The sequence below is a fragment of the Bacillus cereus group sp. N31 genome, assembly GCF_016483245.1.
GTDB classification, from domain to species: domain Bacteria; phylum Bacillota; class Bacilli; order Bacillales; family Bacillaceae_G; genus Bacillus_A; species Bacillus_A toyonensis.
In genome coordinates this window covers 47189-72908 of the sequence record NZ_JAEHCH010000016.1, presented here as the reverse complement: position 1 = coordinate 72908, position 25720 = coordinate 47189, and the positions used below count along the sequence as shown (strand labels likewise).

Here is a 25720-nt window from a genome sequence, read left to right as displayed (position 1 = left end):
TAATATATTCTATGTTTACTATAACCTTTCTTGCTTCAACAAATTAAGAAACATATATCCCTCCTCTAATATGAAAGAAAAGTTTAAAGTTGTTTCTGAATGAACTAAGAAGCAAATTGGATTTATTAAATAAAACCATTCAGTCGAATGTAACTTTTCTATTATTCCGTTATGTGGTACTTTAGCGGAAAAATGAATTGTTAAACGTCATAAAAATATAATGATTATTATCACAACAAACGAATTAAGGGGAAATTCAGTAGCATGAGCCCGGTACAATACCGAATTCATGCCATTAAAATTGTCTAATGCAAAATCTGTCTAATTTTATGAAAACAGTTCATTATATATACTGTTTTCATAACTATTTACACATGATTTTTCTTAGAGAAATATAACACACCAAACATTACCAAAATACCAACCACATAAAAAATTGTTGTACCGCTGCCACCAGTATTAGGAATCATCCAATTATTCTTCGCATTTTTTACTGTTATTTTTTGTGTCCTTACCGCCTCTGTAATTTCTACCTCTATTGGATCTCTAAGTAACATATATCCGTTTGGTGCTTTTATTTCTTTAATCGTATATTTTCCTAGTACTAATTGCCTGGAAATCACCTTTCCTTTTTCATCTGTTGTTAATCTAGCAACTTCTTTCCCTTCTTTATTTAACACTTGAAATACAGCACCTTTTAGTTTTAAATTGATATCCTTGTCATCAACTTTCTCAATTTCAATTTTCCCACCCGGATCTGGCAATTTCTTATTTCCTATTTTCATTTCTATTACTTTATCTTTTTCTACTTTTACAACTACTTTATCTTTCAATAATTCATAACCTTTAGGCGCTTCTATTTCCACTAGGCTATAGTTTCCTATTGGTAAATCTTTAGATATCGCTTCTCCTTTTTCATCTGTCATTAACTCTCCAACTACTTTTCCGTTTGAATCTTCTATATGAAACTTTGCTCCCACTAATTTTTTATCATCATTATTACTATCTACTTTTTTTATTTTTATTTTTCCTGTACTAGGCTTGTTCCAATGTTTCCAGTTAAATTTGAAATTGTGAAATTCGAATCCACCAGTTTGTTGCACTGCACCGACAAATGCTTGTCCATTAATTGAACCGCCTTTTGTTTCTAATACAGCATTTGGAGCAAATACACTTCCAACAACACCATACCCCTCTGCTGTGATTTTTTTCGCATTAGGAAATACCCAAATCACTTTCCCATATAGCTCAGTAAACGGTGAATCTGGAGAATAGGGTTGTGATGTAGGAATTATCTCTGTAGCCCTTCCTATATTATTCGTGTCATATAAAATAGACCCATTTTTAAATGTAACCTCTCTTGCATCCGAGTACATAACAATAAAATCTTTGTCCTTAGCATTGGGTAAAAATACATCTCTTATTTCTAAATTTATTTTCCCTGTCAATTCTGATGAAACATAAATATTAGGATTGTTTATCTCTTTTCCGATGCCAAAACTCATATTTGGAATTGGGGTATTCGTTTTATATTGACCTGCATCTTGATTGACTTGGTTCACTATGTTACGGAACTCATTGAATTTCGCATCAATTTCTTGTTTTTCTTTAAAAACAATACGAGCATAAGAAGATTGTATTGTACGATCTGGATCACTCTCTTTTGTCATAACGACTATTCCGTTTTGAATGATAAAAGATTCATCTCTTGATTTTTTAAATTTTCCAGACAATAACAAGGACGGATATCCTTCATCACTCCATTTTTCGCCAACTATATTAGATGTACCTGCCGCTGCACCTACAATCGTATAACCTGATGCATCCATATCACCTTGAACTGCGATTGCACCTTCAACGTCTCCACCAACTGCTTTATGGTTACCAAAGATAACTGCATTATAACGCGATATGTCACCTAAACCTTTTAAGTCTACCGTGGATCCATAAACTTCTTTTGGTACATATATGACAAAACTTACACATATCATTAACAAAACCATTAAATGAATACTTACCAGCTTTAATCGTAGCCTCAATTTCCTTGTTCCCCACCTTTACCGTATTTTTCTACAGTCAAAAAAAGTGAACATTAATCAGTGTGGATTTACTTCATCCCTTCTATACCTTCCTTACTTATCCCTAAATTAATGGATCCACTGCCCGTTATTGCGGGATACATGCAATCTATCTAGTTATTTTTTTCTTATAAATTACGACTAGAAACGCACATAACAATAGGATTGGAACTATTACCGTCCACTTATTAAACATAAATACCTCTGTACTTATTTCTTGTTTTTCTTTCTGGTTGAACTCTACACGCTCACCTCGAACGAGCAATCTATTTGTATTTACTCCATAAGGCGTACATGTAATTAATGTTGTATAATCTTTATCTTCCACAATTTTCAAATCGTCCGTTTCGTGTGGTAAAACTACTTTAATTTGATCTACTTTATAAGCAAGAATTTTGTCTAAAGAGTGAATATAAAAAAGATCTCCTTCACTTAACTTATCTAAATCTGAAAATAACTTTGCTGATGGTAAACCACGATGCCCGGTTAAAATAGTGTGCGTATTCTCACCACCTACCGGGAGTGACGAATAATCTAAATGACCTATCCCCCGACTCAATACTTCTTCAGAGGTACCTTGATAGATTGGCAGTTTTATTTTAATTTTCGATATTTCAATATACCCCATTACATCACCTAAATTTAACGCATCGGCATACGCTTGTTGATTACTATTTTCCTCAGCAAATGGATCTGCAAATGTTTGCGTGGAAGTTTGGACTTGTTTATTATAGTCGGCTGCTTCTTTTTCCCTACGTTCAATTTCTTTCTTTTGTAGCGCTTTAATCTTCTTATCATAAGAACCAATCTCAGAATAATGAGCACGAGTCGCCAACCAATTACTAATAGTAGGATATAAAAAAATACCTAATCCAAATAAAAAAATACCTCCTAAAACAAGATTTCGTTTCATATTTCCACCTCTGTATATACTAAAATATCGAAAAGAGGAAAGCATTTTGCTTCTCCCCTTTTCACATCACATGGTTACATGTTCCTAGAACTTAATTTATTAGCAAACTTTTTTCTAAAGAAAACAAACACTACTGTAACCATTAACGTAAGGCCTAGTACAGTAAAAAGAGTCGTTCCTATACCACCCGTTACTGGAAGAATCCATCCACTTTTATTATTTTCTATTGTTAATTTAACCGTTTGATTATTTTCGCTAACCTTTACATCAATTGGGTCTTTTAATAATTGATAAGAAGCTGTTTTACCATCTTCTTTTGTATATGTTGGTGCTTTTGTTTCAAAAATTTGATAGTCTCCGTATGGAATGTTAGACCACTTAATAACACCATTTTCATCTGATACACCTATTACTTCTTTTCCTGCTACAACAACTATTTTCCCTTTTTTATCTTTAAGTACAAACTCTGCACCTTTTAATTCCTTCTTATCATTACCATCAATTTTTGTTAACTCAATAATTCCAGTTGTCGGAACAACAACTACTGGTTTAGATTCTTTTTCTCCAATTACATCATTTTTATTTATAAAATCAATTTTTGCTATATTTAAAATTTCCGAACTAGATGGTACTCCTTCTTTTACTTGTGATTTAATTTGTAAATGAAATTCTTTTTTACCATCTAATTTTGTAAAATCTTTCACTGTAGCTGTTACCTTTTGACCCTCTACAGCTACATCTACAATGCTTGCGTTTACTTCCGCTCCATCAATCTTCACGATTGGCTTTCCTTGAATCACTAAACGATTGTCCAAAGTATCTGTTACCACATATTTTTTGTATTCTTTAATGTCTTCTGGAATTAATGTTTTAATATCATAATTGTAATTAGTTAACGGATTTATTAGTAACGCTTCCAAATCACCATTAATCTTTTTATCAATGGTTGGTTCTTCATAGTTTTTTACTTCTACTTTAACTACTGTACCAGAAGTAATTGTTCCATCTTCATTAATTGTTCCGGAGTTCTTAATAAAAAACTCGCGTTTAGTTGGATCTATTACATAGCCTTTCGGCGCTTTTGTTTCTTGGAAATAGTATTCTCCATACTCTAATCCTTGCACACGAATATAACCATTAGCATCCGTTACTAACTCTTTTTTCACTTCTGTTCCATCTTTTTTAAATACAGAGAATGCTGCACCCGCTAATGCTTTATCGTTTGCACCAGTTTTTATTAAATCAACTGCACCGCGTTTAATCTCATTTTTGGGATACATATGAACATCATAGTTTAACACCTTACCCTCTTTATTCGTTAATGGAATATCTACTGTATACGTATTTGGATTTAGGTTAACATGTGGAGGGCCTGCCACCTCTTTCACTTCATAACGTCCTAGCGGAAGATCTTTTAATACAGCTTGTCCGTTATCATCAGTTACTACTTGAGATGGAGTTGCCCCCGTTACAGGTTTCACATCTTCTTTCACGATTTTTCCATCATTTGAAATTTTTTCAAACGATGTAACCTTTTTTACTTCAAACGTTACACCTTTTAACGGTTTCGCATTTGTTGGCACCTCTTGATTTGCGGAACCATCACCTTCTACTCCTGTTGTTCCCTCTTTTTCTTGTTCGTACTTATGAATTGTTAAAGAACCTTTGGTTGGTGAAGCTGCCTTTACTAATACATTAGACCACGCTGAAAACGTTAAGAATACAACTAGAGGCACACTTAATATTTTTTTCATTTCTCTATTATCCCCTTTACTACTTCTATCATTTTAAAAATCTATTTTTTACTATTACCATCTAAAAATAAAATTGTGTACAAAGTATTAGCCTTGAACGAATAACATAAAACATAGTTGTCCCCACACCCCATTGTTTACAATCACTTATTCACTGTTCTTATTTCTACTATTACGTCGTCTCCCCGTATGATATATGTAATTTTTACTAATTACTTAGGCGCCAATTCGTTAATCTCCCCCTCTTATCTCTATTTGAATCCAATCTTAAACATTTTTTGATACATGTTAGCAGTAACTAGCAAATAAGTGTGATGATTCATATTTTATGCTACTCCCCAAAACTATTACCTGTATATTCAAATAATATGTGCTATTCATGTTAAATTATGGTATTATTCTTAGAAGTTTATAATTTTTATTGATAAAGTTTTCCGTTTCTACTTATGAAAAAAGGAATATGTGTTTATTCAACTATCACGCACAACTGTAAGGAGGAAGAATATGACTAAAAAGCTCAGTCTAGTTGAGATAGAGTACATTTGCAATATGTTTTTCCAATCTTTTGAAGTTCCAGTTTGTTTTTTAGATTGCAACAAAAATATTCTTTTAGCTTTTACATCAAAAAATGATTCACTTTCATTGTATACATCAAAAATAGAACAGTTACATATGCTTTATCAGAGAAATGATTCATATAATTCTCCCATCTTCAGGACTCACCAACATCTAGGGCACTTCATTTTAATTCACATAAAGAGCGATTATATGGTGAACGGCACTGTTATTATTGGACCTGTAACAGATGTAAGCTTTTCTAAAAACGAAACGGATAGCAGCTTTCATTTTATGCCGAATTATAAAAAAACAAGAGACTATTACTTTTCATTGTCACTCAAAGATCAATATTTCTTTGTAAATATGGCGATTTTGTTCCATAACATTCTTTATAAAAAAATTTCAAATGTAAGTACATTTGAAAATAAAAGTGACTCATTTCATGTAAGTCATAGCAGTATCTTAAACGAAGATGTATATATTTCAATGCAAAATAACGAATCTATCTGTCATAATTTGTATTTAGAGCAACAACTACTTGGAGCTATAGAAAACGGGGATAAAGAAACAGTACTCAAATATTATTATGTATTTCAACAAGAGATTCTTTCATCCTTAGCTTCATTCCATCAATTAAGAAGACATAAAAACATTTGTATTTCATCCATTACACTCGCTACTAGATATGCGATAAAAGGAGGGCTTCCATCCGGGATTGCTTACAAGATTTATGATCTACACATCCAAAGAACAGAAAATTTAAAAGACAAAGAATCTGTTTGGCATTTATTAAAAAATGTTTTCTGTACTTTTGCAGACCGTGTGAAGGCACAAAAAACACAGCAACATTCACAGACTATTGCTATTTGCAAAAACTACATTTTCAAAAACATTTACAATCCAATATCTGTTAAACAACTTGCTACATTTTCAAACGTGAATTCGGATTATTTATCTATATTATTTAAAAAAGAAGTTGGTATTTCATTAAGTGAATATATTCAGCGTGAACGAATCGAAGAAGCAAAGAAATTATTAACTTTTACAACCTATTCCTTATCTGACATCTGTGCTTCACTCAATTTTACTGATCAAAGCTACTTTACTAAAATTTTTAAAAAATTCACTAACGAAACGCCTGGTAAATACCGGAAATCTCATCTTGTCATATAGGTGAAACTTCCATTAATACAAAGTGTTTTCAGTAATTAATGAATGGCTATTTAAAACTACTCTAACATTCATGAACTTTACGATTCAGGCTATTTTTAAACAACAAAAACACGTTACTATTTTTAATGAGAATAGTAACGTGTTTTTTACGTAATATATTTCTGTAGACAGAATCACATCCAAGCGCAAAGTTTTATGGAAGCCAAATGTACCACTTAACTACTAACATCTTAGTAAGTAAAAACTTCATCTAAACATTATTGTGTGTAAAAAAAAGCCAAACTATTTTTCAGTTAGTGACATTCGCCCTTCGGTACCGATAATATAATTTACACTTAAGACAAACTGCCTTTTTTGTTTTACTTATTTTTCACTTTATTTTTTCTGGATTATGAATTCTTTTCTTCAAACGAATGATGCCTATGCCTGCCATTATTTTTGTATCTTTCTACATTTACGAACCAAAGTGAGTACTGTTGCTGCAATAACCATCAACATGCCCATTATTGCACTGTTAGTTGTACTTGCACCCGTTTTTGGAAGCTCTTTATATGTATATTCTTTTTTATCATAATTACTATTGTTTGATATATTACTATTACTAGCAAGACCATTAGCTTTGCTAGTGTCTTTATCTTTCACTAGTACTTTTTGTATTGCCTTTACCTCATTACCTACGGAATCTCTGACACTATATATTATTTCATAAGTATCAGCTTTAGATGTATCTACTTTACCATCAACTTTTACTTTAGAAGTAAGGTCATCGTTCTTTTTATTAGTAGCTGATACTCCTACCATTGGGTCAAATTGATCATTCTCATTAATTGTAGTTGTAGCAGGTACTTTTAGTATTGGGTTGTCATTTTTAACTTCTTCTCTAACTTTAACCGTTACAGTTTGTTTCGCAGTTACTTCATGACCTTTAGAGTCTGTAACTGTGTATGTTAATACGTAAGTACCAGCTTTAGATGTATCTACTTTACCATCAACTTTTACTTTAGAAGTAAGATCGCCATCTTCTTTATCAATAGCTAATACTTCTGTCATCGGAACAAATGAATCTCCTACATTAATAGTCACTCCAATAGGCGCTGTTAATTTAGGCTCTATATCTAATATTTCTTCATTTTTCTCTACAATTACAGTCTGCGTATCCGTTGCATTCCCCCCTTGGGAATCGATAACCAAGTAGTTCACAATGTATTTACCTGGTTTAGATGTATCTACATCGCCTTTATGCTGTACTCTATTTGTTAAATCACCATCTTCTTTATCAGCAGCTGTTACATTTCTCATCGGGTCAAACGTATCACCTACACGTAGTGTAATTGTAGACGGTACAGTTAACTCTGGGACTTGGTTTTCGGCAGTTTTTTCGTTTTCTTTCACTGTTCCCTTAATTTTTGCTGCATCAAAAGCTTTTTGGACCGCTTGAACCTCAATTGAGTTCGCTCCATATTTGTTTGTTGCAACTTTAAGGCACGCTAATCTCAATTCTGAGAAATTAGAAGTCATGTTCAATTCATCAGTATTTGCATAGTAGAAAATATCAAACATTTTATCTTCACCAATACCATTTACAGTTACACCGTTATGAGTACCACCTTGAGCAATTAAATACGCAACTTTATTAATAATACTTGAGTTGAAATGAATGCCTCCATTATCCTCTCCATTTAAATCATTATATTTACTATAATCATCTGGATATGGTACTCCATTTGAATAATTGATTGAAGATGGATTTTTCATATTACGGAAAACCGATCCAGTTTGTTCTCCTGTTGTCCAGTTAAATTCCCCGTTATTTATGTATTTCTCAATAGCCGTTCCCATAATATCAGATAACGCTTCGTTAATTGCACCAGATTCTCCGAAAAATTCAAGGTTAGATTCGCTAGAGGTAACCGCATGTGTAAATTCATGGCCCACTATATCGAACGCTTTCACCATGGGGTCACCATATATAAGCATACTAATATTATTAATATTAGCACTAAATGCATTCTCCCAATTTTTAGGGTTATTTGTTCCTCCAGAATCCCATGCATGTACAACTGATACTACTTTTTTTCCCTTATTATCAAAACTATTACGCTTGTATTTATCTTTATAAAAATCATATACCTTTGTTGCTAAAAAATGAGCACTTACCGCCTTTGGATCAGTAAATGTTGGTGAAGTGCTAGTTACTAATATACCAGGATAATATTTTTCTTCATTTGTAATATCTCTATAATTTACATCATATGTCTCAATTCCTTGCCCTCTTGTGTAATCAGCAAGAACATATTTCCCATTACTTTGTTCAGAAATACCAAAAGTGCGAGTTATACCTAAATCATCTTTTCCTGTTCCAGTTAGTGATACGAAATTGTTTTTTCTACTTTCCTTTAATGGTTCAACATGCTCTTCACTTACTTTTAAACCTGATTCTTGTACCATATTTTTCAACATTTCACCATTATCGGCATTCACTAAATAAGTTCCAGATACATAGCTTGGTGTTGCAGCAGCAAATGTAACTTGATATGCATTTGAAGCTTGTCCATTATTTTCATCCACAAAAATAACTTCCTTAACTTCTGGTTCAGAAATGAACTTGATATCGCTCCCGTACTTCGTATAAATATATTGTTTGGCTTCTTCTTTTGATAGCTTAATAGGCTTTTTCAAATCTTCTTGTTTTAAATTTTGCGCGCTATCGCCTGAAACACTTTTAATAACACCCTTATTATCTACGTGTGCAGTTAATTGATGGCCATATACTTCTTTTCCTTCGTATGTTTGCTGCATACGTACGAGTGTAGTCCCATCATACGAACCACGTTTTTGAAAGACTTTATAATCTACTCCTGTTTCTCCATTGACTTGCTTTAGAGAAAGCGCTTGTTCTGTTTTCTCCTTAAGTGCATCCTTTACTACATTTTCTGGTGTCTTTTGTGACGGTTGAGTAAGTTCACCTGAGCGGAACGATTCCTCCTGCATTTGAACTTGTAGTTGATCTGTTTCCTCTGCATGACCTATTCCGTATGGCGCTACAGCTGTTAAAGCCAATCCTGTTGTTAATGCAACTATAGCTATTTCTTTTTTATTTTTCATGATATTTACCTCTTATAATTTCCTAAAATATAAAACTGTTAAAAATTATACTATTCATTCGTATCAAAAAAAGAAAATAAAAAGCATATAAAATTAAACAAAATCGCATAATTTAATGACGTTAATTCATTATTTAAATATAGTTATCCTAGAGAAAATCACTGCTTTTAATGAACTTTTTTATAGATATATATAAGGTTCGATAAATTAAATTTCACGTGTAAATTCTCTTTTTTTAAAGATCCAGTTTGAGTTTTCTAAGGTTATCATAGCAAATAAGCCTTAGTAGGTTTCTATTTTCAGATCTTTCTATTTTAATTTTCATCAATAAATGAAGTCATATAAAAGTGAATTGTGTAACACAATATATTAATTACAGATATAAAGCATATTATAAAAAGGTGACTTCTGTAATCAACAAAAGTCACCTTCTTACAATAGATTCGCAATACATATTATCCCAAAAATGTTTATAATGTATAATTTCTATGTAACAAAGAAAAATAATTTATTAACGAGCATTTTCCAAAACTTTTATTAGGTCATTTATATTTTCAATTTTCTGTTGAAACTGATCAAATTTGCTATGTAGCAATGAAGGATTTTTATCTTCTCTTGAAATAACTTGTTTTAATTCGTGTTCTAATTTATCATACGCATCAAAGAAATTATCAAATTCTACACTTACAAGCTCGTCATTTTCACGATAAAATCTTTTTGCTTCTATATAAGTCATATATGATTTATTTAAAAATCCTAATGAAATTAAATATTTAGAAGTGTTTTCTTGATAAATAGCAATATCACATGCTGTTTTAATATCAGAATAAGTCTTTTGAATAAAACATTGTAATTCAAGAATCTTAAACTTTAAACCATAATTCATTTCATTCCCTCCCATCCTATCTATTCTACATAAAATAATAATATTTTACAAAATAAAATATTATTATGAAAGTGACATTTAAAAAGATAACGAAAGAAGAAACAAATTCAAACTTTTCAATCCTTACTTTTAATCTTCAAATAATCTTTTAATTGTTATATAATAAACTAAATATATAATTAGGAGTAGATATAATGCCAGAAACATTAGAACTCATTCTTTTCATACTTATAGCAATTAGTGCTGTAGGTTATCTAATAAAAGAAATTCAAAAACCTAAGAAAAGAACGCTTGGAATTTCACTAGAATTTTTAGTTTTTTTCTGGTCAATATGGAGAATATCGACTATCATAATTTAATTTATATAATCCCTCTCCTCTCGATAAACCTTACTATTCAATCAATACTGTAAACAACCCATTTCTTAAGCATATGTCTTTAATGGAGCAGCTACCTGTTGCTAGCTGCTCTTTTCTTTTTAACCATTATACACAAATTTTCATATAATATAGTCATTCCTTTCTTATAAATTAAGCTCGTCACTTCGGTTATAAAAATGGGATTATATCCTATAACTTTTTTTAGAATCATCCATAATTTATTTCTGAAAAAGTGCTTTGTTTTACTGAAAGGTGGTTGCGGAAACAACCGCCTTTTTATTTTCAAAAAAATCTAATTTCCAAAAAACTATCCACTGCTTTCTGGAACAGTTTTATAATTTCTAACCTGCTTCCTCGTTTCTAATTCAATATGTAATCTCTCGTTATTTTACTGTCACTTTATAAATAACCTTCTAATAAAAAGACCACCACATATAGTATGTTGGGACTTATTCACGGATTATATATGAGAAATATTTTACGCTCATAGTGCAAAAATAAAAAGCGCAAAGAATAATTCCTTCCGCTTTTTATAACAATAAATACATTTCATATTGTGCTAAAGAATTCTTTTTAAACCCAGATTTCTTTAAAAACCCTTCTAGTAAACTGTTGTTTGGAAAACCAATAGATAAACTTGATAAATTTGATTCTACTCTTGCTACTTGTAATAATTTCATCCCAATCCCAATATTTCTATAATCTTTATCTACGAAAATATAACTAATTTTACCTTGTTCATTTACACATACAGAGCCTTTTAAATCATTATCAACATATGCACCGTAATACGTATTATTTGTTTTTTCAATGTAATCAATATCATTTTGCCAATTTATATGGAAGTTAAGCCATTTCTGAATTTCAAGTTTAAATGTTTGAAATTCTAATCTTTGCACTTCAATATTTTTATTATCTTTATTTGTTAATTTAGTTACATCATTTAAATTATAATAAGAAAGATCATACACTTTTTCATAACCTAATTTGTTATAAAAATGAATCGCCCTATCATTACCTACAATAACTTCAAGAAAAAGTTGCTGGCATTCATTTTGTATCGCTTCTTCTTTATGTAGCTCAAATAACTTTTGACTTACTCCAATGCCGCGAAACTCTGGATGAACAGCTAATGTTCCACAACGCATTGTTTTTATAGTTTCATAAACCTTTATACCACCAAGTATTATGCCAACAGATTTGTCACCATCTAAAGCAAGAAAAGAGTGTTCTAGCGAGTTACCTTCTGGTCCAAAAAATCTTTGTATAAAATCTTCTTTTGAAACATCCATTTTAATAATGTAATCTGAAAATCCATCCTTAAAAGCTCCATACACTAAATCTATACTTACTTCACTACATCTTTTATATTGAATCATATAAATATAATCCTCCGCTTTGGCTTGTTATATACTACATTCAAATACATGAAATGAATTCCTTTCACCTGAATCTTTTAACTATCTATTATTTACTACAGTAATCTCATAAACACGTAAAAAAGCAATTAAATGCTCACATGCTCGTTCACATGCTAACATTTTAAAAACCTTTTGTTCTTCTTTCGTTTTATCATTCGCTTGATCTGAAGCAGCTTTTAAACATAAAAATGGTTTTTTATTTATATGACATACGTAAGCGAAAGCAGCGACTTCTTGATCAACCGCCAATGCTCCGTATACAGTATGCAGTAAATATCTCATTTCGGAACTACGAATACGCTGATCTCCAGATAAGAACGTACCGAAGTGAACTGGATCATAAGATCGTATTTTTTTTATTTTTCTTACAATTGACTTTGTTGTTTCAATAGGTGCTGTTCTACCATCATATAAATTAAAAACATCTTCCCCTGAACCAGCAGCAGTAACATCGTGTTGTATTGCATTAAGTGCTACTACAATGTGACCATTTTTCACCTTATTTGATAAACTTCCGCATATTCCTGTCATAAATAGCTCGTCCGGCTGAAATTCACTTATTAATAATTGTACACAACTAGCACAACTTACTTTGCCAACACCAGTTATTACTGAAATAATTTCCAGATCATTTATATAATGAAAATGAAATTCCCAAGCTGCTCTTTTTTCAATGCGTTCACTCGGATAATGTTGATGCAAATACGTAAGTTCTGGTTCCCATGCGGATACGATTGCGATACGTTTCATTACACACTTCACTTCCCCTACTGTCATTTAAATAAGCTATCTATACTTTCTCGTTCATAAACTGGAATCCACTCTTTGTATTTTTCATATAAGCCTCGTATTATTTCTTTATTCTTCGCAATGACTTCACATCCTCTATCATCATAAATAAACATGACAATATCTTTCGATGCGTTAATGAGAAATACGTCAGGATAAGAAACCTCTTTTTTTGCGTCCAAAACGAGGATAAAGATCTGGAAAATCCTCATGATTAACAGCTTGAATAAGTAGTTCATATTTAATATCTTCCGCAAGACATTTTAAAGAAAATTGAGATGTACAATATAAATCTGCTTCTTCATCTTCAAATAGAAAAGGTAACGTTTCTTGTCTTATACGAAACTTTAAATCTCTCTTTTTAATATATTTATTGTATATATTTATTTTCTGTGGAGTTTTTATATTTTCCTTTTTAAACCGATAAACATTTGCTACTACAAACACTACATCTTCTTTTAAAAATATATCTTCAAATAAGTATTTATTATATGTATATAGTTGAGAGAAGTATTCCATATTTAAATCGTCGGTTCCTTCTACAATTTGATATTTATCTTTCCCAAAATCAAAATGTAGATGATTTTCCCACTGAGAGTATATGGACGGTACTAACGTAACTCCTGGGAATGTTTGATTCATATATTCTTTTAACTGCATTTTCATATCCTTTCTACTCTACAAGTTCTTTTAAATACCAATAAGCTTCTTCTAGCCACGGATGTATAACTTTCAATGTATCTTTTCTTTCCCACAAATATGAAATATATACAAAAGCAGCATGTTCTAAAGATTTTTCTAATCCATTTTTTATATCTACTAAGTATGATGGTGTCCCATTTTGATCCCATTCTATTTTATCTGCAACAAATAACACTAAATCCATCTTCGTTGCATTTTTACGCAATGTAGTATGGCAACAAATTGCACCTAAAATCTCTTCATCTTCCACTTTAAATATCTCTCTTGCGATTACTCTCGATAGTTTTTGATGAATAATCATTGGAAATTTCCGTTCTTCTTGTAATATTTCGATTCCAACTGCTTCAGCAACTTTAATCCGGTCCTCATTCGGAAAGATTGCACTTATATCATGTAAATACCCTGCAATTTCTGCTTTTTCTTCATTTTCATGAAACATTATCGCTATTTTTCGCGCTTCATTTGCCACACGAATTGAATGATGATATGTAAATTCTTTATCGTACTTTAATAGAAACTCTTTTATAGAGTGTTCTATTTTCCCAGTTGGAGTAAATGAACATATTTCATTATATAACACGTTAATCTCCTCCTTATTACGTTCCTTCAATATAATAGGAAATTCAAATAATTCTTCTATTGTTAATTCGTTATGAATGCTTTAATTCCTTTTTAATACGTTACATGAAATTTTATGTAAAATCATTGCTACAAAGTACATAAATGTTTGTTATTATAGTAGTGTTGATGATTTGTAAGGAAAGGAACTAACTATATAATGAATAAAAGCATATTAATTATTGATGATGATAAAGATATTGTAGAGTTACTCGCTGTTTATTTACGAAATGAAGGATATAACATTTTTAAAGCTTATGACGGTGATGAAGCAATACAAATGATATCTGCATATGAAGTTGACCTCATGATTTTGGACATTATGATGCCAAAGCGAAATGGATTAGAAGTTTGTCAGGAAGTGCGTGAAAATAATACTGTACCTATCCTTATGCTGAGTGCAAAGGCTGAAGACATGGACAAAATATTAGGGCTTATGACAGGTGCAGATGATTATATGATTAAACCGTTTAATCCACTAGAATTAGTCGCTAGAGTGAAAGCTTTGCTGAGAAGATCCACTTTCCAAAACGCTGCTACTCAAAAGAAAGACGATGGTATTATTCGTATTCGAACAGCTGAAATCCATAAGCATAATCATACTGTTAAAGTAAATAATGAATATATTAAACTTACATCTATAGAATTTGATATTTTATATTTACTAGCGAGCAATACAGGAAGAGTATTTAGTTCCGAAGAAATATTCGAACGTGTTTGGAATGAAGATGGTTATGGTTCAAATAAAACTGTAATGGTTCATATTAGTAATTTACGGGATAAACTTGAAACAGTAATGAATGGAGAAAAATTTATTCATACTGTTTGGGGAGTAGGCTATAAAATTGAGAAATGAAGCATTTGATATTTTAAAAGATATCCCAAAATGGAAGATAATTTTTTGGCTTTTATTAGCTATCACTCTTACACCTATTACTGAATTAATTATATATCGCCTCATTACGAGTGTAATCGAGAGTTCACTTACTCTAACCGAACTCGGTAAAGAATTCATTCGAATTTTTGGTTATGAAAAGTATAAAGGGATTAAAGAATCTTTATGGATGATGATTGTTTCTTATTTATTTTTATTTTCTATTTTTTCATCCTATCTATATATTTTTTATCGTCACGAGAGAAAGCTTTACTATGAAACTTGTATTAAAAAAATGATAGAAGAGATTCGTTATATTGCAAATGGAAATTTCAATCATAAAGTTTCCATCGTAAATCATAATTATTTAGAAGAGTTAGCGACTGGGGTCAATCAAATTGTTGAACAATTAAAAGAGTCAATTGACGAAGAAAGACAGGCAGAACAAGCAAAAAGCGAACTAATTACAAATGTATCACATGATTTACGTACTCCCCTTACATCAATAGTTGGATACGTGAATTTAATCCATCATGATAATTATAGAGATGAAGTGGAATTACGTCATTACATACAAGTCATTTATGGTAAAGTAACACGTCTAAATGCATTAATGAATGACTTGTTTGAATACACCCGTGTTCAAAATAAAGAGTTAAGTTTATATTCTGCTCCCATTGATATTGTAGAGCTACTTGGACAATTAACTGTTCAATTCCGAATACAAGTGCAAGAAGCAAATATTGAATGCCGCCCTTCTTTCCCCTCTCAAAAACTCATGGTATTAGCTGATGGAGACAAATTAGTGCGTGTATTTGAAAATCTTATTATAAACGCTATCGCTTATGGAAACGAAGGTGGTTATATTGACCTTACCGCTTATGAAAGCAATAATATGATTACAATTGATATAACAAATTACGGACAACCTATTCCTAGTACAGATTTACCTCATATTTTTGAACGTTTTTATCGTGTTGAAAAATCACGTTCAACAAACACTGGTGGATCAGGACTCGGATTAGCAATTGCAAAAAGTATTGTCGAACTGCATAAAGGAACGATTGAAGTATATAGTGATGACAAGAAAACAACTTTCACTGTAAAACTACTACCATATAAAAATTAATACACCATAATTTTAGGTTCAATTTCTAATATGATAAGAAATTGAACCTTTTATTTTCCATCAATATCCAAATTTTAATAATCTTTTATAATTCTTTAGAAATTCTTTACCTTTTCTTTCTTCCTAATTAAGCATTCCTTTTTACAATATTATTATTGATGTCATAGTAGGAGGATCGCTTATGCAATTCTTGAAAAAATTCACAATTTTATTATTATCTTTTATTATTACTGCACTTATCGTTTTATATTTTTATCTTTATGTAAATGGTCCAATTATTCAAGCTAAATCAGCTATTTTAATAGATGCTAATTCAGGTGAAGTTATTTATAAAAAAAATGAAGAAACCCCTATACAATCAGCTACTTTGTCTAAATTAATGACAGAGTATATCGTATTGGAACAACTGAATGACGGCAAAATACAGTTAGATGAATCCGTAAAAATAAGTAACGAATTATTCCAAGCGGAAACGACTCCTATGCAAGTAACAGCAAAGGATAAAACGACGGTTCGTGATTTACTTCATGCATTGCTTTTAACAGGAAATAATCGTTCTGCACTCGCACTGGCAGAACACATTGGTGGCAATGAAGATAACTTTACAACGTTAATGAATGAAAAAGCAAAACAGCTACAGTTATCACAGCCATCTCCTTTTCTAAACTCTACTGGAGCTAATCAAGATACAAATAAACAATCGAATACAACAGCGAAAGATGCAGCTAAACTAGCAACGCATTTAGTAAAAGATTTCCCTAATGTACTGAATATGACGAAACTAACCTCTTACCAATTTACCTTCAAAAATTTTCAAGTTTTCAACACAAATAAAATGATTTATTCCCTCAATGAAAACATTAAACTCCAAGGTGTTGATGGCTTGCAAACTAGTTTTTCAACTAACGGTAATAATAGTTTTGTCGGTACTGCAAAACTAGGAGATACTAGGCTTATTTCAGTAATATTAGAATCCGATGAAGAAAACACTACTTTTATTGAAACAAAAAAATTACTTCAGTACGGTTTTGAACCTTCCTCGTACTCTGCACTCCAAGCTTTTAAAGATACTCTTACATCTTGGGCAATATTGCTACAGTTTAAAAATTTAATCATACAAACGATGATGATCTTTTTCATTATTACAATTTTAATGTTTTTACATTTACGTCAAAGAAAATCCGAGGATTTCAACTAAGAAATCTTCTTACATATAAAAACCGACTTGCGTTTACAGTACAAGTCGGTTTTTACGTCTATAATCCTCTTCCAATTAAATTCGCTGAAACGGGCTGAAGATTTAACTCTCTTGCCCATATTGATAGCTGACCTATATGATGAATTTCATGTACGATAACATGTCGTAACACTTCACCATACTTGTACTCTTTATCCGTCCATGAAACTTTTAATATTTTATTCTCTAAGTCTTCTGTCCACGATTGTAAAAATCCCTCTAAATCCTTATTATACAAATGAGATAATGCTTTCACTTTTTGAATAGATTGATTATCCTTAAATTGCGGCTCATCTACTTCTTTTCCTTTCAAATCACAAATCCAGCTATACTCAACATCTACAATATGAAATAATGTTTCTAATATACTTCCAACACCACCAACACGTTTGCGAAGTAATTCTTCCACTGTAAGTTGTTCACACCACTTAAACCAATCTTCTCTTACTTGCCAGTTATATTGAAATACAGTGTACACATTTATCTCTCCCCTACCCCAAGTATCCACTTAACAGCACCTATAATATAATGTGGCTCATCCTTTTGAATATAGTGACCGCTATGTTCTGCAATTATAAATTTATTTTTACTGGATAATTGTAATAATTCTCTTTGTAATTGTAACCATTTCAGTTGTGCAGCTTGCGAATAAAAAGCTTTTTTACCAGCAGCTAGCACGACAAGGGGAATATCGCTCATTGATTTACAATGTCTATCTGCTTCACCTAGACTAAACATAAACTCTTCATATGAACTTTCATATGCAAATTGTTTATAGTAAGCTTCTTGAAATTCTGGAGACATGATTGGCAAAAATACTTCTTTATAATTTTCTGGTGTCGAATCAACCAAAACTGTTCCCAACATATCCTCGGGATAAAAAACCGTAAATAACCGTGCATTTATACCACCAAAAGAATGCCCTACAAAAATATAAGGTGGCTTCAGTTGTAAAAGATTTAAACATGTTCTTAAATCTTTTACCATTTCAGAACTAATACGTTGCTTGGAACTCTTCCCACTTTTCCCTAATCCAGCTCGATCATATGTAAGTATCGTCCCAAATTCCGTCAGTCTTTCAGCAATATAATCCCATGCCTTTGAATAATCCCCGTAGCCTGATTCCATTATAATAACAGGCTGCCACTTCTTTCCTTGGAATACTTTCGTATACATTTTAAAATCATCAACTTGTACATATTCCTCTATACATTTAACCATCGACAATCACTTCTCTTCGGTCAAGTTCCTCAACAACATGATTAATTATTTCACTTACAGAAAAAGATCCATCCAATACGATATCTGAATTCGGTTTAACAGTATGAATTGCCTCTAAATAAGCTTTTCTCGCATGTGCCATGTAATGTTTTAAATCATTATGTATTTCACTCATAGTATCTTCTTTAAAATCTCGTAAAATTCTTCTAGCCATTGCAATATCTAAAGGTGTGTCAATAAATATAGTTACATCAATGAACTGCCCCATTTCTCTATTTAAGTATGCAAAAGGATAATCTACAATAATATAGTCTAATTTACTATCTCGTATAAGATGCTGAATATCATGAATTAATGGTGTAAGTATCCACTCGTCATAATTCGCTCCATCATCAATCCATTTACAAATATCAGCAGGACAGTTATCAAAGTTATAACTATCAAAAAATAGCGCTTTTGAATTTGTTAACTCATGAGTTAAACTTTCTGTAATAGTAGTTTTACCTCCCCCTGAAACAGCTGCAATTGTGATTACTATAGTCTTTCTATTCATAATTTCCCACCAATCCCTTTTAATTAACATAATAAAATTATAAGAAACTATTATTTTTTATTATTCCATTCATATTCTAGCATACTCATTTCCCATAAATTCCAATACGTTTCTCCTACTTTTTTTGAATCTCTTAATAAACCTTCTTTTACAAATCCTATTTTTTCATAACAAGAAATGGCCGACGTATTAAAATCATACACGCCAAGAGTTACTCTATGTAGTTTTAATTCTTCAAACGCAATATGAAGTACTGCTTTCATCATATGTTTTCCTATTGAACGCCCTCTCATTTTCGTATTACCAACTAACACTTTTCCAATTCTCGCAGACTTATTTATATCGTCTATTTGGCCAAGTGAAATATGACCAAGTACTTCTTCAGTCTTTTCATCTATTACTTTGAAAGCGAGTGTATTTGCACTTTCTATATATTTCTCTAATTGCTGTTCGTTTAAAGGATATGTAAATGCATTTCCTGACCACTGTATTAAAAATTGTTCGGAATGAATCCAATTTATTAATTGTTTGAAATCAGATCTTTTAAAGGGCACTAATTTAATCACTCTCATTCTCCTTTCGTACATCACTCTTTATAGCCTCAAACTTATTTCTATATAAAGAATATATTCTCCTTTTATACGAAATTAAAATAAAGCCATTCATCAGAATGGCTTTACAAACAAAGCATAATTATGCTTTATTTGCTACGTCAACACCATTAAAATCAAACTCTACAGTAACCGTTGTAACAGGAGGGAAAATTGCTTCAATTTTGCAAATGGAGATAATTACTGCAACAGATCCAGGAATAGCTGCAAGCTTAACTACATCACAACTTACAGACGAAACAGTACCTACATAAGTACGTCCCTCTGTATTAATTTGAACTGTGCGATTAATTAATTTCTTAAGCTCATCTCTAATTCCTTGCACACAAGAATTATCACATTTCTCATGCTTTTCTTTGTTACACTCTTCGAATATCTCCCAACAATCATCCTGTTTACATGTACACTTCTTTTTACAATTATTAAATCGAGAACCCAAAACCTCACCCCCTAATCCTTTCTATTAGTAAAGTATGTCCACTAGCTTAAAAGTGTACGAGGCAAACACATAGAAAGAAAAAAACAAACAATTGTACTAAACATTTTTTTCTTTATTAATTATAAAAACAATTCTTTAACAGTTAGCGGCTTGTTTAATGAGGGGACTTGGATTTAATTCTGCTGAATTTAAAGTTTAGATAACCTCTTTATCAAATGAATCTTTTTTTCTTTTAATAAGCCAGCTCCTTTAAGAGTTAGCTGTTTTTCCTATTACTTTACATATACATAGGCTTTGTTTGAAGTAATATAATATATTTTTTCTCTGCTGTTTTAAAATATACATTCAGAAAAACGTACTCCAAAATTAGATATTATTTATAATCAGAATGTTTTCTTCAACATGTGTTTATTGATAAATGTCATAACCAGTAATTCTCTCCACTATCTCTTGGGAATTAGCATAGTTTTTATGAATTCTATATGTAGTAGAAAGCACTCTATCATATAAAGATAAAATAATAGGTTTATAAACAAGCCATTTCTTCACTAAAACATAGAATGATAGTAATCCTATTTGAAGGGAGGTATAAAAAAATGTCCTGGAATAATGATTGCTGGAGTTCTAAGAAACAGCATTGTTGTGATGACTGGTGGAAATCTAAAGAAAAGCATTGTAATGATGATTGGTGGAAGTCTAAAGAAAAGCATCATTGTGATGATGATTGGAGTTCTAAGGAAAAGCATTGTAATGATGATTGGTGGAAGTCTAAAGAAAAGCATCATTGTGATGATGATTGGAGTTCTAAACGAAATAAGTGTCGTTGTAAATGTTTCTTTATTTGTTGTCATTGTAAAAGAAAACATTGGTAAGATTTTAATGTCAACTTAACAGAAAGAATATGTCTTTTGGGATCGATAAATACTAGAATATAATATACAAAAAGCTGACTGAATATAGTCAGCTTTTTGTATATTAACACGTAGAGATTTAGACTGGCATCTATAGTTACAAGTTGAGTGGAGTGTCGAAATATAAGCTGACTCTTATAAATCGACTTTGTAATTATTTCACATACACTTTATTTACAGTAGTAAGTTTTCCTTTTTGCTATGGTGCATTAAGTCCTGTAACACTTAATTTTGCATCAATAACAAACCCTCAACATACTCACTTAATCACTGCGACAACATAGGATTTATCATTTCACGTTTACTATGAGTTACCCATATCTTATATTTTGTGTAACTAGCCCAAACGCTAAATCCCTTGTTATTCCTAGCATCATAACATTTTATCTTTCTAGTTACACAATGCATTAACAATGAGCAACTAGAAATTAGCATCCGTGTCATTCTTCTCTGTCTATCGCATGAGCTCTTCCATGTAACTAAAAAATACACCTTAAATGAGTGGTCTTTTATGTAAGTGAATAAAAAGATTACATTATCCCTCCAAATGTAATTGTTCCTAGTAAGCCTAATAAAACAAATCCTGTCAAACAAACAAAATCAGCAAGACAAATGGAAGACTGTGATAACGGAACAAATGACCTACTTGTATTAGATCCATAATGTTTTATTTTCTCATAATTTATTTCTAACATTACGTGTAGACATGATACACATTCTTCAGTTGTTTGAATAGATTCATCTTCTAATCGCTCCAATAACCTACTATTAAGAGCAAACGGAAGAGAATACTGCTTGTCTAATTTCATATTTTGGTACATTAATTGTAAACGAGAAAACATATTATTTTTCTTTTTGTCAGACTTCACTTTACTTTTCATATTATTAAATTCATTTAATAACATCGTCAACTCATCTCTGCTGCCATATAAATCTTTAGCTATTCTTCTTTTTAGTTTGTACGAATAAATCATAGATTTAATCTCAATCATTGTATTACACTTCCTAATTAAATTTTATTTAACCCAATATGTTAAAAACAGCACTTTCAAATCCTATTAAAAATACACTTAAGTATCTTGATTTACTATCGATTAATATTACATTAACCTTACACAGTTGTAATAATTTCTTTAACACCCCTCCCGAACAAACATACGTTTCTTTCCGGTCAATTTTAATTCAGAAGTTAATTGCGTCATTTATAAAAATAACCCTGATCTATTTTGTTAATAAAAAATAAAAAAGTGGCTACCAAACTACAGAGTAATATAACAACTCCCTTTTTAGTTTGATGTCCACGGATTCTTCCAGTAGGACTAAATTTATAATTAGTATTATAGCCTTTTCTCATATTTTAGTATATTTCTCATTAGAAAAAGATTATTTTATATAGATTACTATAAGCATCCATAAAGCCAAGGCGCCAATGATAGCGAGCGCTATACGTGTAGATAGTATCCTTAATTCAAAATCAGTTTTCTTGGAGGGTTCAGGATATGCAATTATGTAAATTCCCTTTAATAATGCAAGCCATGCAATAACCGTTAGGAACCCCTGCCAGTTGAATGCCCATACATTATGTAGGATTACAGTGCCTAGCCCTAGGAAAATCGATAAAAAACCGTACATAATACCAAACCCTCTGTCTTCAACCACTAGTTTTTTCAATTCACGTAATACCGATGGGCGTACGAAAAGTATTCCCGATACGATAACCGTGATCCATCCCCAAAACAATCCTAAAAAAGTGCTAGTTTCCATTTTTAGTTCACTCCCCTCAATTATTTATATTTCAGATATTCCTACCTCTAGAACAATTTCAACACCTATATATTGGCTATATTCTGCTCTTTATTCATACAAATATGGCATATTCAATACCTATCCTTAATCATCTCATTCTTCGTCATTATCTATCCGAATCAACCGAAGTCGCTTTGTACTATTCCCGCACACTTTTTCATAACTTGGAGCTATCATGCACTGGAGCCATTATAATGATTTATTTGCCTTTTCACTAACCTCTACAATTGTCCCCTCTGTAATAAAATGATCACCTTGATACAATGTATACTCGCTTATCCCATGGAATCATCATTATTCCCTTCCGTATTAAAATAGCGTTTTTATTTCAAATAATACTCCTATTAATTTAAACGGATTTTTCAATGTTTTTACCCAAAAATTCGTGATATCGTTAATTAGTCGAGTACTTCATTACTTGATGATTATCCTTAGGAGCCTCGCAGACAATCGGTGTTTCTTTTATGTAAATAAGGATTTTGTTTAAACTTTACGATATGCAACTATATTAAAATATCTTCTAAAATTCTCATTAAACATTTATAATACTTTTAAACGGTTTAAATTCTACAATCAGTAATGGAGGCATTTTAATGGGAAACATCCCAAAAGTATCATCACACCAATCAAATCCTAATATACCCTCACAGCAAGTGAACCCTAATACACAACAAGGTAATAGAAAAAAAACAAGACGCCGTATTATAACTACTTTGGCTATTATGGTACCTATAATTTTTGTCCTTCAATATTCTCTGAATAACCAACAAGAAATGATTAAAGAAAAACAAATCACGCTGAATACGGAACAACAAAAATTATCTTCTGTAAAGAAGGATGGTCATTCCCTTAAGAATGATGTTAAAGCTTTAACAAGTAGTGAAGAAGAAATTTTAAAATTCGCAAGGAAATTGTATGGATTTTCTAAACCGAATGAAACTATATTTCAAATAACTGAATAAAATTACACTGCATTACCCAAAAGGCGATTTGAAGATAATCGCCTTTTTATATTTAATTTCTAAAGGAATCATACTACTCTCTCTTTCTATCAAATAACTATTTTGCTTAATTTGTTAAAATACAACCGCTTGTCCATTTCACTTTGCTCTGTCAGTACATTTACTATTAGTAATACAATTTTTAGAGGTGAAAAATAATGGACGAGTTTTTATCTTTTGTTGCACTTAATCCGGGTTCTATTGGACCTACACTTCCACCTGTTCAACCCTTTCAATTCCCTACTGGTCCCACAGGTTCTACAGGAGCTACTGGTTCAACTGGGCCAACTGGACCAACTGGGCCAACCGGATCAACCGGACCAACTGGGCCAACTGGACCAACTGGACCAACTGGACCAACTGGGCCAACTGGACCAACTGGACCAACTGGACCAACTGGATTTAATCTTCCCGCTGGGCCTGCATCTATTACCTTGACTTCTAACGAAACCACAGCATGTGTATCCACTCAAGGAAATAATACTTTATTTTTTTCGGGGCAAGTATTAGTAAACGGTAGTCCTACTCCAGGAGTAGTGGTCAGTTTTTCATTTAGTAACCCTTCTCTTGCTTTCATGGTTCCTCTTGCTGTCATTACCAATGCTTCAGGTAACTTTACCGCTGTATTTCTAGCCGCTAATGGGCCTGGAACAGTAACCGTTACTGCTTCACTTCTTGATTCTCCTGGAACAATGGCTAGCGTCACTATTACCATTGTGAATTGTCCGTAATGGTTTTGTTTTTAAGGACTAAGCAGTTTCTGATAAGATGAGCACTGATTTACAGTGCTCTTTTTTATCATTGGGATGTTCCTTTTAAATGAAATTTCGTAACACCCTACTAAAATAACGCTTTTATTAATCACTAATGATCTTTATATTTCTTCAGCTTGTCATCACAGGTAATTTTTATAAGTAGTTAACTTCTCAATGTAGTTTGTGTATATAATTCCATTCAAAGATGCATAATACCCACGTAACTATTTAAAAACACTTCGTTTTTATATCAAAGTTCAAAAAGGAGCTACATAACATGGATAAAAAAGATTTATTAAGTCAACAACTTGATCATGTATCATCTGATGCGCTGAATACTCCTAGTAAAGCCCAAGAGCAAATGCAAGAAACATCTCAGAAGGCACATAATTCAAATAAAAAGGGCAATACTCAATCTTTACATGTTGAAGATTTACCAAATTAAGACGTATATAGAATAACGAACAAATACTAAATTTTAAGGGGAAAAATTCTTAAGAACGAGTGAACTTAATTTTTTCCCTTTTCCTATTTACATAACACTTTAATAGGAAATACGTACACATTTTTGACACATTCCCTATCACAATCTCCTGAAAATTCGTGATAATATTAATTTGTCGAATACGCCAAATTTCGACATTGCACGACAATACTATCTCCCTTAGTGAATCCCTGTCCCCCAGGGATTTCTCCTTTTATTCATTACTTTTCGCTTCACTAAATTTTCATCCTTAACACAATTCAATCACTCCAATGAATAGACATTCCACAATCCTATTTTGATAAAAACTATAAAACAAACA

Annotated in this window: 25 protein-coding genes and 2 pseudogenes; 9 read left to right on the top strand and 18 right to left on the bottom strand. The window is 31.6% G+C overall.

Going from position 1 to position 25720, the window contains the following annotated elements; all coding sequences use genetic code 11:
- Positions 1–368: 368 nt before the first annotated feature.
- From JDS81_RS19145 to JDS81_RS19135, 3 genes are all read right to left on the bottom strand, one after another.
- Positions 369–2039 (bottom strand): SpaA isopeptide-forming pilin-related protein, encoded by a 1671-nt coding sequence (locus JDS81_RS19145; protein WP_097952791.1) that lies wholly within the window; start codon positions 2037–2039, stop codon positions 369–371.
- Between the two features lie 148 nt (positions 2040–2187).
- Positions 2188–2991 carry a class C sortase gene (locus tag JDS81_RS19140; RefSeq protein WP_097952861.1) on the bottom strand — a complete coding sequence of 268 codons (804 nt, stop codon included), beginning with the start codon at positions 2989–2991 and terminating at the stop codon, positions 2188–2190.
- Positions 2992–3065: 74 nt separating this feature from the next.
- Positions 3066–4745 carry an LPXTG cell wall anchor domain-containing protein gene (locus JDS81_RS19135; protein WP_097952793.1) on the bottom strand — a complete coding sequence of 560 codons (1680 nt, stop codon included), beginning with the start codon at positions 4743–4745 and terminating at the stop codon, positions 3066–3068.
- Between the two features lie 504 nt (positions 4746–5249).
- Between JDS81_RS19135 and JDS81_RS19130 the strand changes: the two genes are divergently transcribed.
- Positions 5250–6476: an AraC family transcriptional regulator gene (locus JDS81_RS19130; RefSeq protein ID WP_142312527.1), complete on the top strand. Its 1227-nt coding sequence runs from the start codon at positions 5250–5252 to the stop codon at positions 6474–6476.
- A 432-nt stretch (positions 6477–6908) separates the two neighbouring features.
- On the opposite strand, the gene JDS81_RS19125 is transcribed toward JDS81_RS19130, so the two are convergent.
- On the bottom strand, positions 6909–9581 hold the full coding sequence (locus JDS81_RS19125) for a M4 family metallopeptidase (protein ID WP_097952795.1): 2673 nt from the start codon (positions 9579–9581) through the stop codon (positions 6909–6911).
- A 511-nt stretch (positions 9582–10092) separates the two neighbouring features.
- The gene (locus JDS81_RS19120) at positions 10093–10467 is read right to left on the bottom strand and encodes a hypothetical protein (protein WP_001106151.1); all 375 of its coding nucleotides are present in this window, start codon (positions 10465–10467) and stop codon (positions 10093–10095) included.
- Positions 10468–10661: 194 nt separating this feature from the next.
- On the opposite strand from JDS81_RS19120, the gene JDS81_RS19115 reads away from it, so the two are divergent.
- Positions 10662–10826, top strand: coding sequence for a hypothetical protein (locus JDS81_RS19115; protein ID WP_001115306.1), 165 nt, complete (start codon positions 10662–10664; stop codon positions 10824–10826).
- A 551-nt stretch (positions 10827–11377) separates the two neighbouring features.
- Here the strand turns inward: JDS81_RS19115 and JDS81_RS19110 are convergent.
- The 4 genes and pseudogenes from JDS81_RS19110 to yqeK form a co-directional block, all read right to left on the bottom strand.
- The gene (locus JDS81_RS19110; RefSeq protein WP_000617087.1) at positions 11378–12226 is read right to left on the bottom strand and encodes a GNAT family N-acetyltransferase; all 849 of its coding nucleotides are present in this window, start codon (positions 12224–12226) and stop codon (positions 11378–11380) included.
- An 81-nt stretch (positions 12227–12307) separates the two neighbouring features.
- Complete coding sequence (mtnN, locus tag JDS81_RS19105) at positions 12308–13045, bottom strand: 5'-methylthioadenosine/S-adenosylhomocysteine nucleosidase (protein ID WP_000215738.1); 738 nt, start codon at positions 13043–13045, stop codon at positions 12308–12310.
- Positions 13042–13717, bottom strand: a pseudogene (locus JDS81_RS19100) (DUF3885 domain-containing protein). Before JDS81_RS19100 ends, mtnN begins: the two are co-directional and overlap by 4 nt.
- A 13-nt stretch (positions 13718–13730) precedes the next feature.
- A complete protein-coding gene (gene yqeK / locus JDS81_RS19095; protein ID WP_097952799.1) occupies positions 13731–14339 on the bottom strand; it encodes a bis(5'-nucleosyl)-tetraphosphatase (symmetrical) YqeK in 609 nt (202 codons plus the stop codon).
- Between the two features lie 198 nt (positions 14340–14537).
- Here yqeK and JDS81_RS19090 point away from each other — a divergent pair, with 198 nt between their 5' ends.
- The 3 genes from JDS81_RS19090 to JDS81_RS19080 all read left to right on the top strand — a co-directional run bounded on the left by JDS81_RS19090 (position 14538) and on the right by JDS81_RS19080 (position 17578).
- Positions 14538–15233, top strand: coding sequence for a response regulator transcription factor (locus JDS81_RS19090; RefSeq protein WP_001043192.1), 696 nt, complete (start codon positions 14538–14540; stop codon positions 15231–15233).
- Positions 15223–16380 carry a sensor histidine kinase gene (locus tag JDS81_RS19085; protein WP_001243283.1) on the top strand — a complete coding sequence of 386 codons (1158 nt, stop codon included), beginning with the start codon at positions 15223–15225 and terminating at the stop codon, positions 16378–16380. Before JDS81_RS19090 ends, JDS81_RS19085 begins: the two co-directional genes overlap by 11 nt.
- A 181-nt stretch (positions 16381–16561) precedes the next feature.
- Complete coding sequence (locus tag JDS81_RS19080; RefSeq protein WP_001160070.1) at positions 16562–17578, top strand: D-alanyl-D-alanine carboxypeptidase family protein; 1017 nt, start codon at positions 16562–16564, stop codon at positions 17576–17578.
- Positions 17579–17636: 58 nt separating this feature from the next.
- On the opposite strand, the gene JDS81_RS19075 is transcribed toward JDS81_RS19080, so the two are convergent.
- From JDS81_RS19075 to JDS81_RS19055, 5 genes are all read right to left on the bottom strand, one after another.
- Positions 17637–18095: a DinB family protein gene (locus JDS81_RS19075; protein ID WP_097952801.1), complete on the bottom strand. Its 459-nt coding sequence runs from the start codon at positions 18093–18095 to the stop codon at positions 17637–17639.
- A 2-nt stretch (positions 18096–18097) separates the two neighbouring features.
- On the bottom strand, positions 18098–18838 hold the full coding sequence (locus JDS81_RS19070; protein WP_000237666.1) for an alpha/beta fold hydrolase: 741 nt from the start codon (positions 18836–18838) through the stop codon (positions 18098–18100).
- Positions 18831–19391 carry a nucleoside/nucleotide kinase family protein gene (locus JDS81_RS19065; RefSeq protein ID WP_001080626.1) on the bottom strand — a complete coding sequence of 187 codons (561 nt, stop codon included), beginning with the start codon at positions 19389–19391 and terminating at the stop codon, positions 18831–18833. The genes JDS81_RS19070 and JDS81_RS19065 overlap by 8 nt, the downstream gene beginning before the upstream one ends.
- A 50-nt stretch (positions 19392–19441) precedes the next feature.
- A complete protein-coding gene (locus tag JDS81_RS19060) occupies positions 19442–19981 on the bottom strand; it encodes a GNAT family N-acetyltransferase (protein WP_073990635.1) in 540 nt (179 codons plus the stop codon).
- Between the two features lie 103 nt (positions 19982–20084).
- Entirely contained in the window at positions 20085–20441 is a 357-nt protein-coding gene (locus JDS81_RS19055) for a hypothetical protein (RefSeq protein ID WP_097952803.1), read from the bottom strand.
- A 609-nt stretch (positions 20442–21050) separates the two neighbouring features.
- Between JDS81_RS19055 and JDS81_RS19050 the strand changes: the two genes are divergently transcribed.
- Positions 21051–21332, top strand: a complete 282-nt coding sequence (locus JDS81_RS19050; protein WP_179864496.1) for a hypothetical protein — start codon at positions 21051–21053, stop codon at positions 21330–21332.
- A gap of 550 nt (positions 21333–21882) precedes the next feature.
- Here JDS81_RS19050 and JDS81_RS19045 read toward each other — a convergent pair.
- Together JDS81_RS19045 and JDS81_RS19040 are read right to left on the bottom strand one after the other, a co-directional pair.
- On the bottom strand, positions 21883–22344 hold the full coding sequence (locus JDS81_RS19045) for a homoserine dehydrogenase (protein WP_097952809.1): 462 nt from the start codon (positions 22342–22344) through the stop codon (positions 21883–21885).
- Positions 22345–22735: 391 nt separating this feature from the next.
- Positions 22736–23116: a hypothetical protein gene (locus JDS81_RS19040; protein ID WP_000450239.1), complete on the bottom strand. Its 381-nt coding sequence runs from the start codon at positions 23114–23116 to the stop codon at positions 22736–22738.
- A gap of 635 nt (positions 23117–23751) precedes the next feature.
- Between JDS81_RS19040 and JDS81_RS19035 the strand changes: the two genes are divergently transcribed.
- Both JDS81_RS19035 and JDS81_RS31105 read left to right on the top strand, forming a co-directional pair.
- Positions 23752–24120 carry an FtsB family cell division protein gene (locus JDS81_RS19035; RefSeq protein ID WP_000526884.1) on the top strand — a complete coding sequence of 123 codons (369 nt, stop codon included), beginning with the start codon at positions 23752–23754 and terminating at the stop codon, positions 24118–24120.
- A 197-nt stretch (positions 24121–24317) separates the two neighbouring features.
- Positions 24318–24374, top strand: a pseudogene (locus tag JDS81_RS31105) (exosporium leader peptide-containing protein); the annotation flags it as partial.
- A 17-nt stretch (positions 24375–24391) separates the two neighbouring features.
- Here the strand turns inward: JDS81_RS31105 and JDS81_RS30845 are convergent.
- Both JDS81_RS30845 and JDS81_RS30470 read right to left on the bottom strand, forming a co-directional pair.
- Positions 24392–24613: a hypothetical protein gene (locus JDS81_RS30845; RefSeq protein WP_252199175.1), complete on the bottom strand. Its 222-nt coding sequence runs from the start codon at positions 24611–24613 to the stop codon at positions 24392–24394.
- A 15-nt stretch (positions 24614–24628) separates the two neighbouring features.
- Positions 24629–24874, bottom strand: a complete 246-nt coding sequence (locus JDS81_RS30470; protein ID WP_000237381.1) for a hypothetical protein — start codon at positions 24872–24874, stop codon at positions 24629–24631.
- A 317-nt stretch (positions 24875–25191) separates the two neighbouring features.
- On the opposite strand from JDS81_RS30470, the gene JDS81_RS19025 reads away from it, so the two are divergent.
- Positions 25192–25359 carry a hypothetical protein gene (locus JDS81_RS19025; protein WP_000358199.1) on the top strand — a complete coding sequence of 56 codons (168 nt, stop codon included), beginning with the start codon at positions 25192–25194 and terminating at the stop codon, positions 25357–25359.
- The last annotated feature ends 361 nt before the right edge of the window (positions 25360–25720 follow it).

Coding starts and splice junctions, on each gene's coding strand:
- mtnN (WP_000215738.1), bottom strand. CDS start 13,045: ATGACAGTAGGGGAAGTGAAGTGTGTAATGAAACGTATCGCAATCGTA.
- JDS81_RS19070 (WP_000237666.1), bottom strand. CDS start 18,838: ATGGTTAAATGTATAGAGGAATATGTACAAGTTGATGATTTTAAAATG.
- JDS81_RS19125 (WP_097952795.1), bottom strand. CDS start 9,581: ATGAAAAATAAAAAAGAAATAGCTATAGTTGCATTAACAACAGGATTG.
- JDS81_RS19115 (WP_001115306.1), top strand. CDS start 10,662: ATGCCAGAAACATTAGAACTCATTCTTTTCATACTTATAGCAATTAGT.
- JDS81_RS30470 (WP_000237381.1), bottom strand. CDS start 24,874: ATGGTAATAGTGACGCTAGCCATTGTTCCAGGAGAATCAAGAAGTGAA.
- JDS81_RS19025 (WP_000358199.1), top strand. CDS start 25,192: ATGGATAAAAAAGATTTATTAAGTCAACAACTTGATCATGTATCATCT.
- JDS81_RS19065 (WP_001080626.1), bottom strand. CDS start 19,391: ATGAATAGAAAGACTATAGTAATCACAATTGCAGCTGTTTCAGGGGGA.
- JDS81_RS19135 (WP_097952793.1), bottom strand. CDS start 4,745: ATGAAAAAAATATTAAGTGTGCCTCTAGTTGTATTCTTAACGTTTTCA.
- JDS81_RS19110 (WP_000617087.1), bottom strand. CDS start 12,226: ATGATTCAATATAAAAGATGTAGTGAAGTAAGTATAGATTTAGTGTAT.
- JDS81_RS19140 (WP_097952861.1), bottom strand. CDS start 2,991: ATGAAACGAAATCTTGTTTTAGGAGGTATTTTTTTATTTGGATTAGGT.
- JDS81_RS19080 (WP_001160070.1), top strand. CDS start 16,562: ATGCAATTCTTGAAAAAATTCACAATTTTATTATTATCTTTTATTATT.
- JDS81_RS19090 (WP_001043192.1), top strand. CDS start 14,538: ATGAATAAAAGCATATTAATTATTGATGATGATAAAGATATTGTAGAG.
- JDS81_RS19040 (WP_000450239.1), bottom strand. CDS start 23,116: ATGGAAACTAGCACTTTTTTAGGATTGTTTTGGGGATGGATCACGGTT.
- JDS81_RS19045 (WP_097952809.1), bottom strand. CDS start 22,344: ATGATTGAGATTAAATCTATGATTTATTCGTACAAACTAAAAAGAAGA.
- JDS81_RS19035 (WP_000526884.1), top strand. CDS start 23,752: ATGGGAAACATCCCAAAAGTATCATCACACCAATCAAATCCTAATATA.
- JDS81_RS19130 (WP_142312527.1), top strand. CDS start 5,250: ATGACTAAAAAGCTCAGTCTAGTTGAGATAGAGTACATTTGCAATATG.
- JDS81_RS19120 (WP_001106151.1), bottom strand. CDS start 10,467: ATGAATTATGGTTTAAAGTTTAAGATTCTTGAATTACAATGTTTTATT.
- JDS81_RS19050 (WP_179864496.1), top strand. CDS start 21,051: ATGATTGCTGGAGTTCTAAGAAACAGCATTGTTGTGATGACTGGTGGA.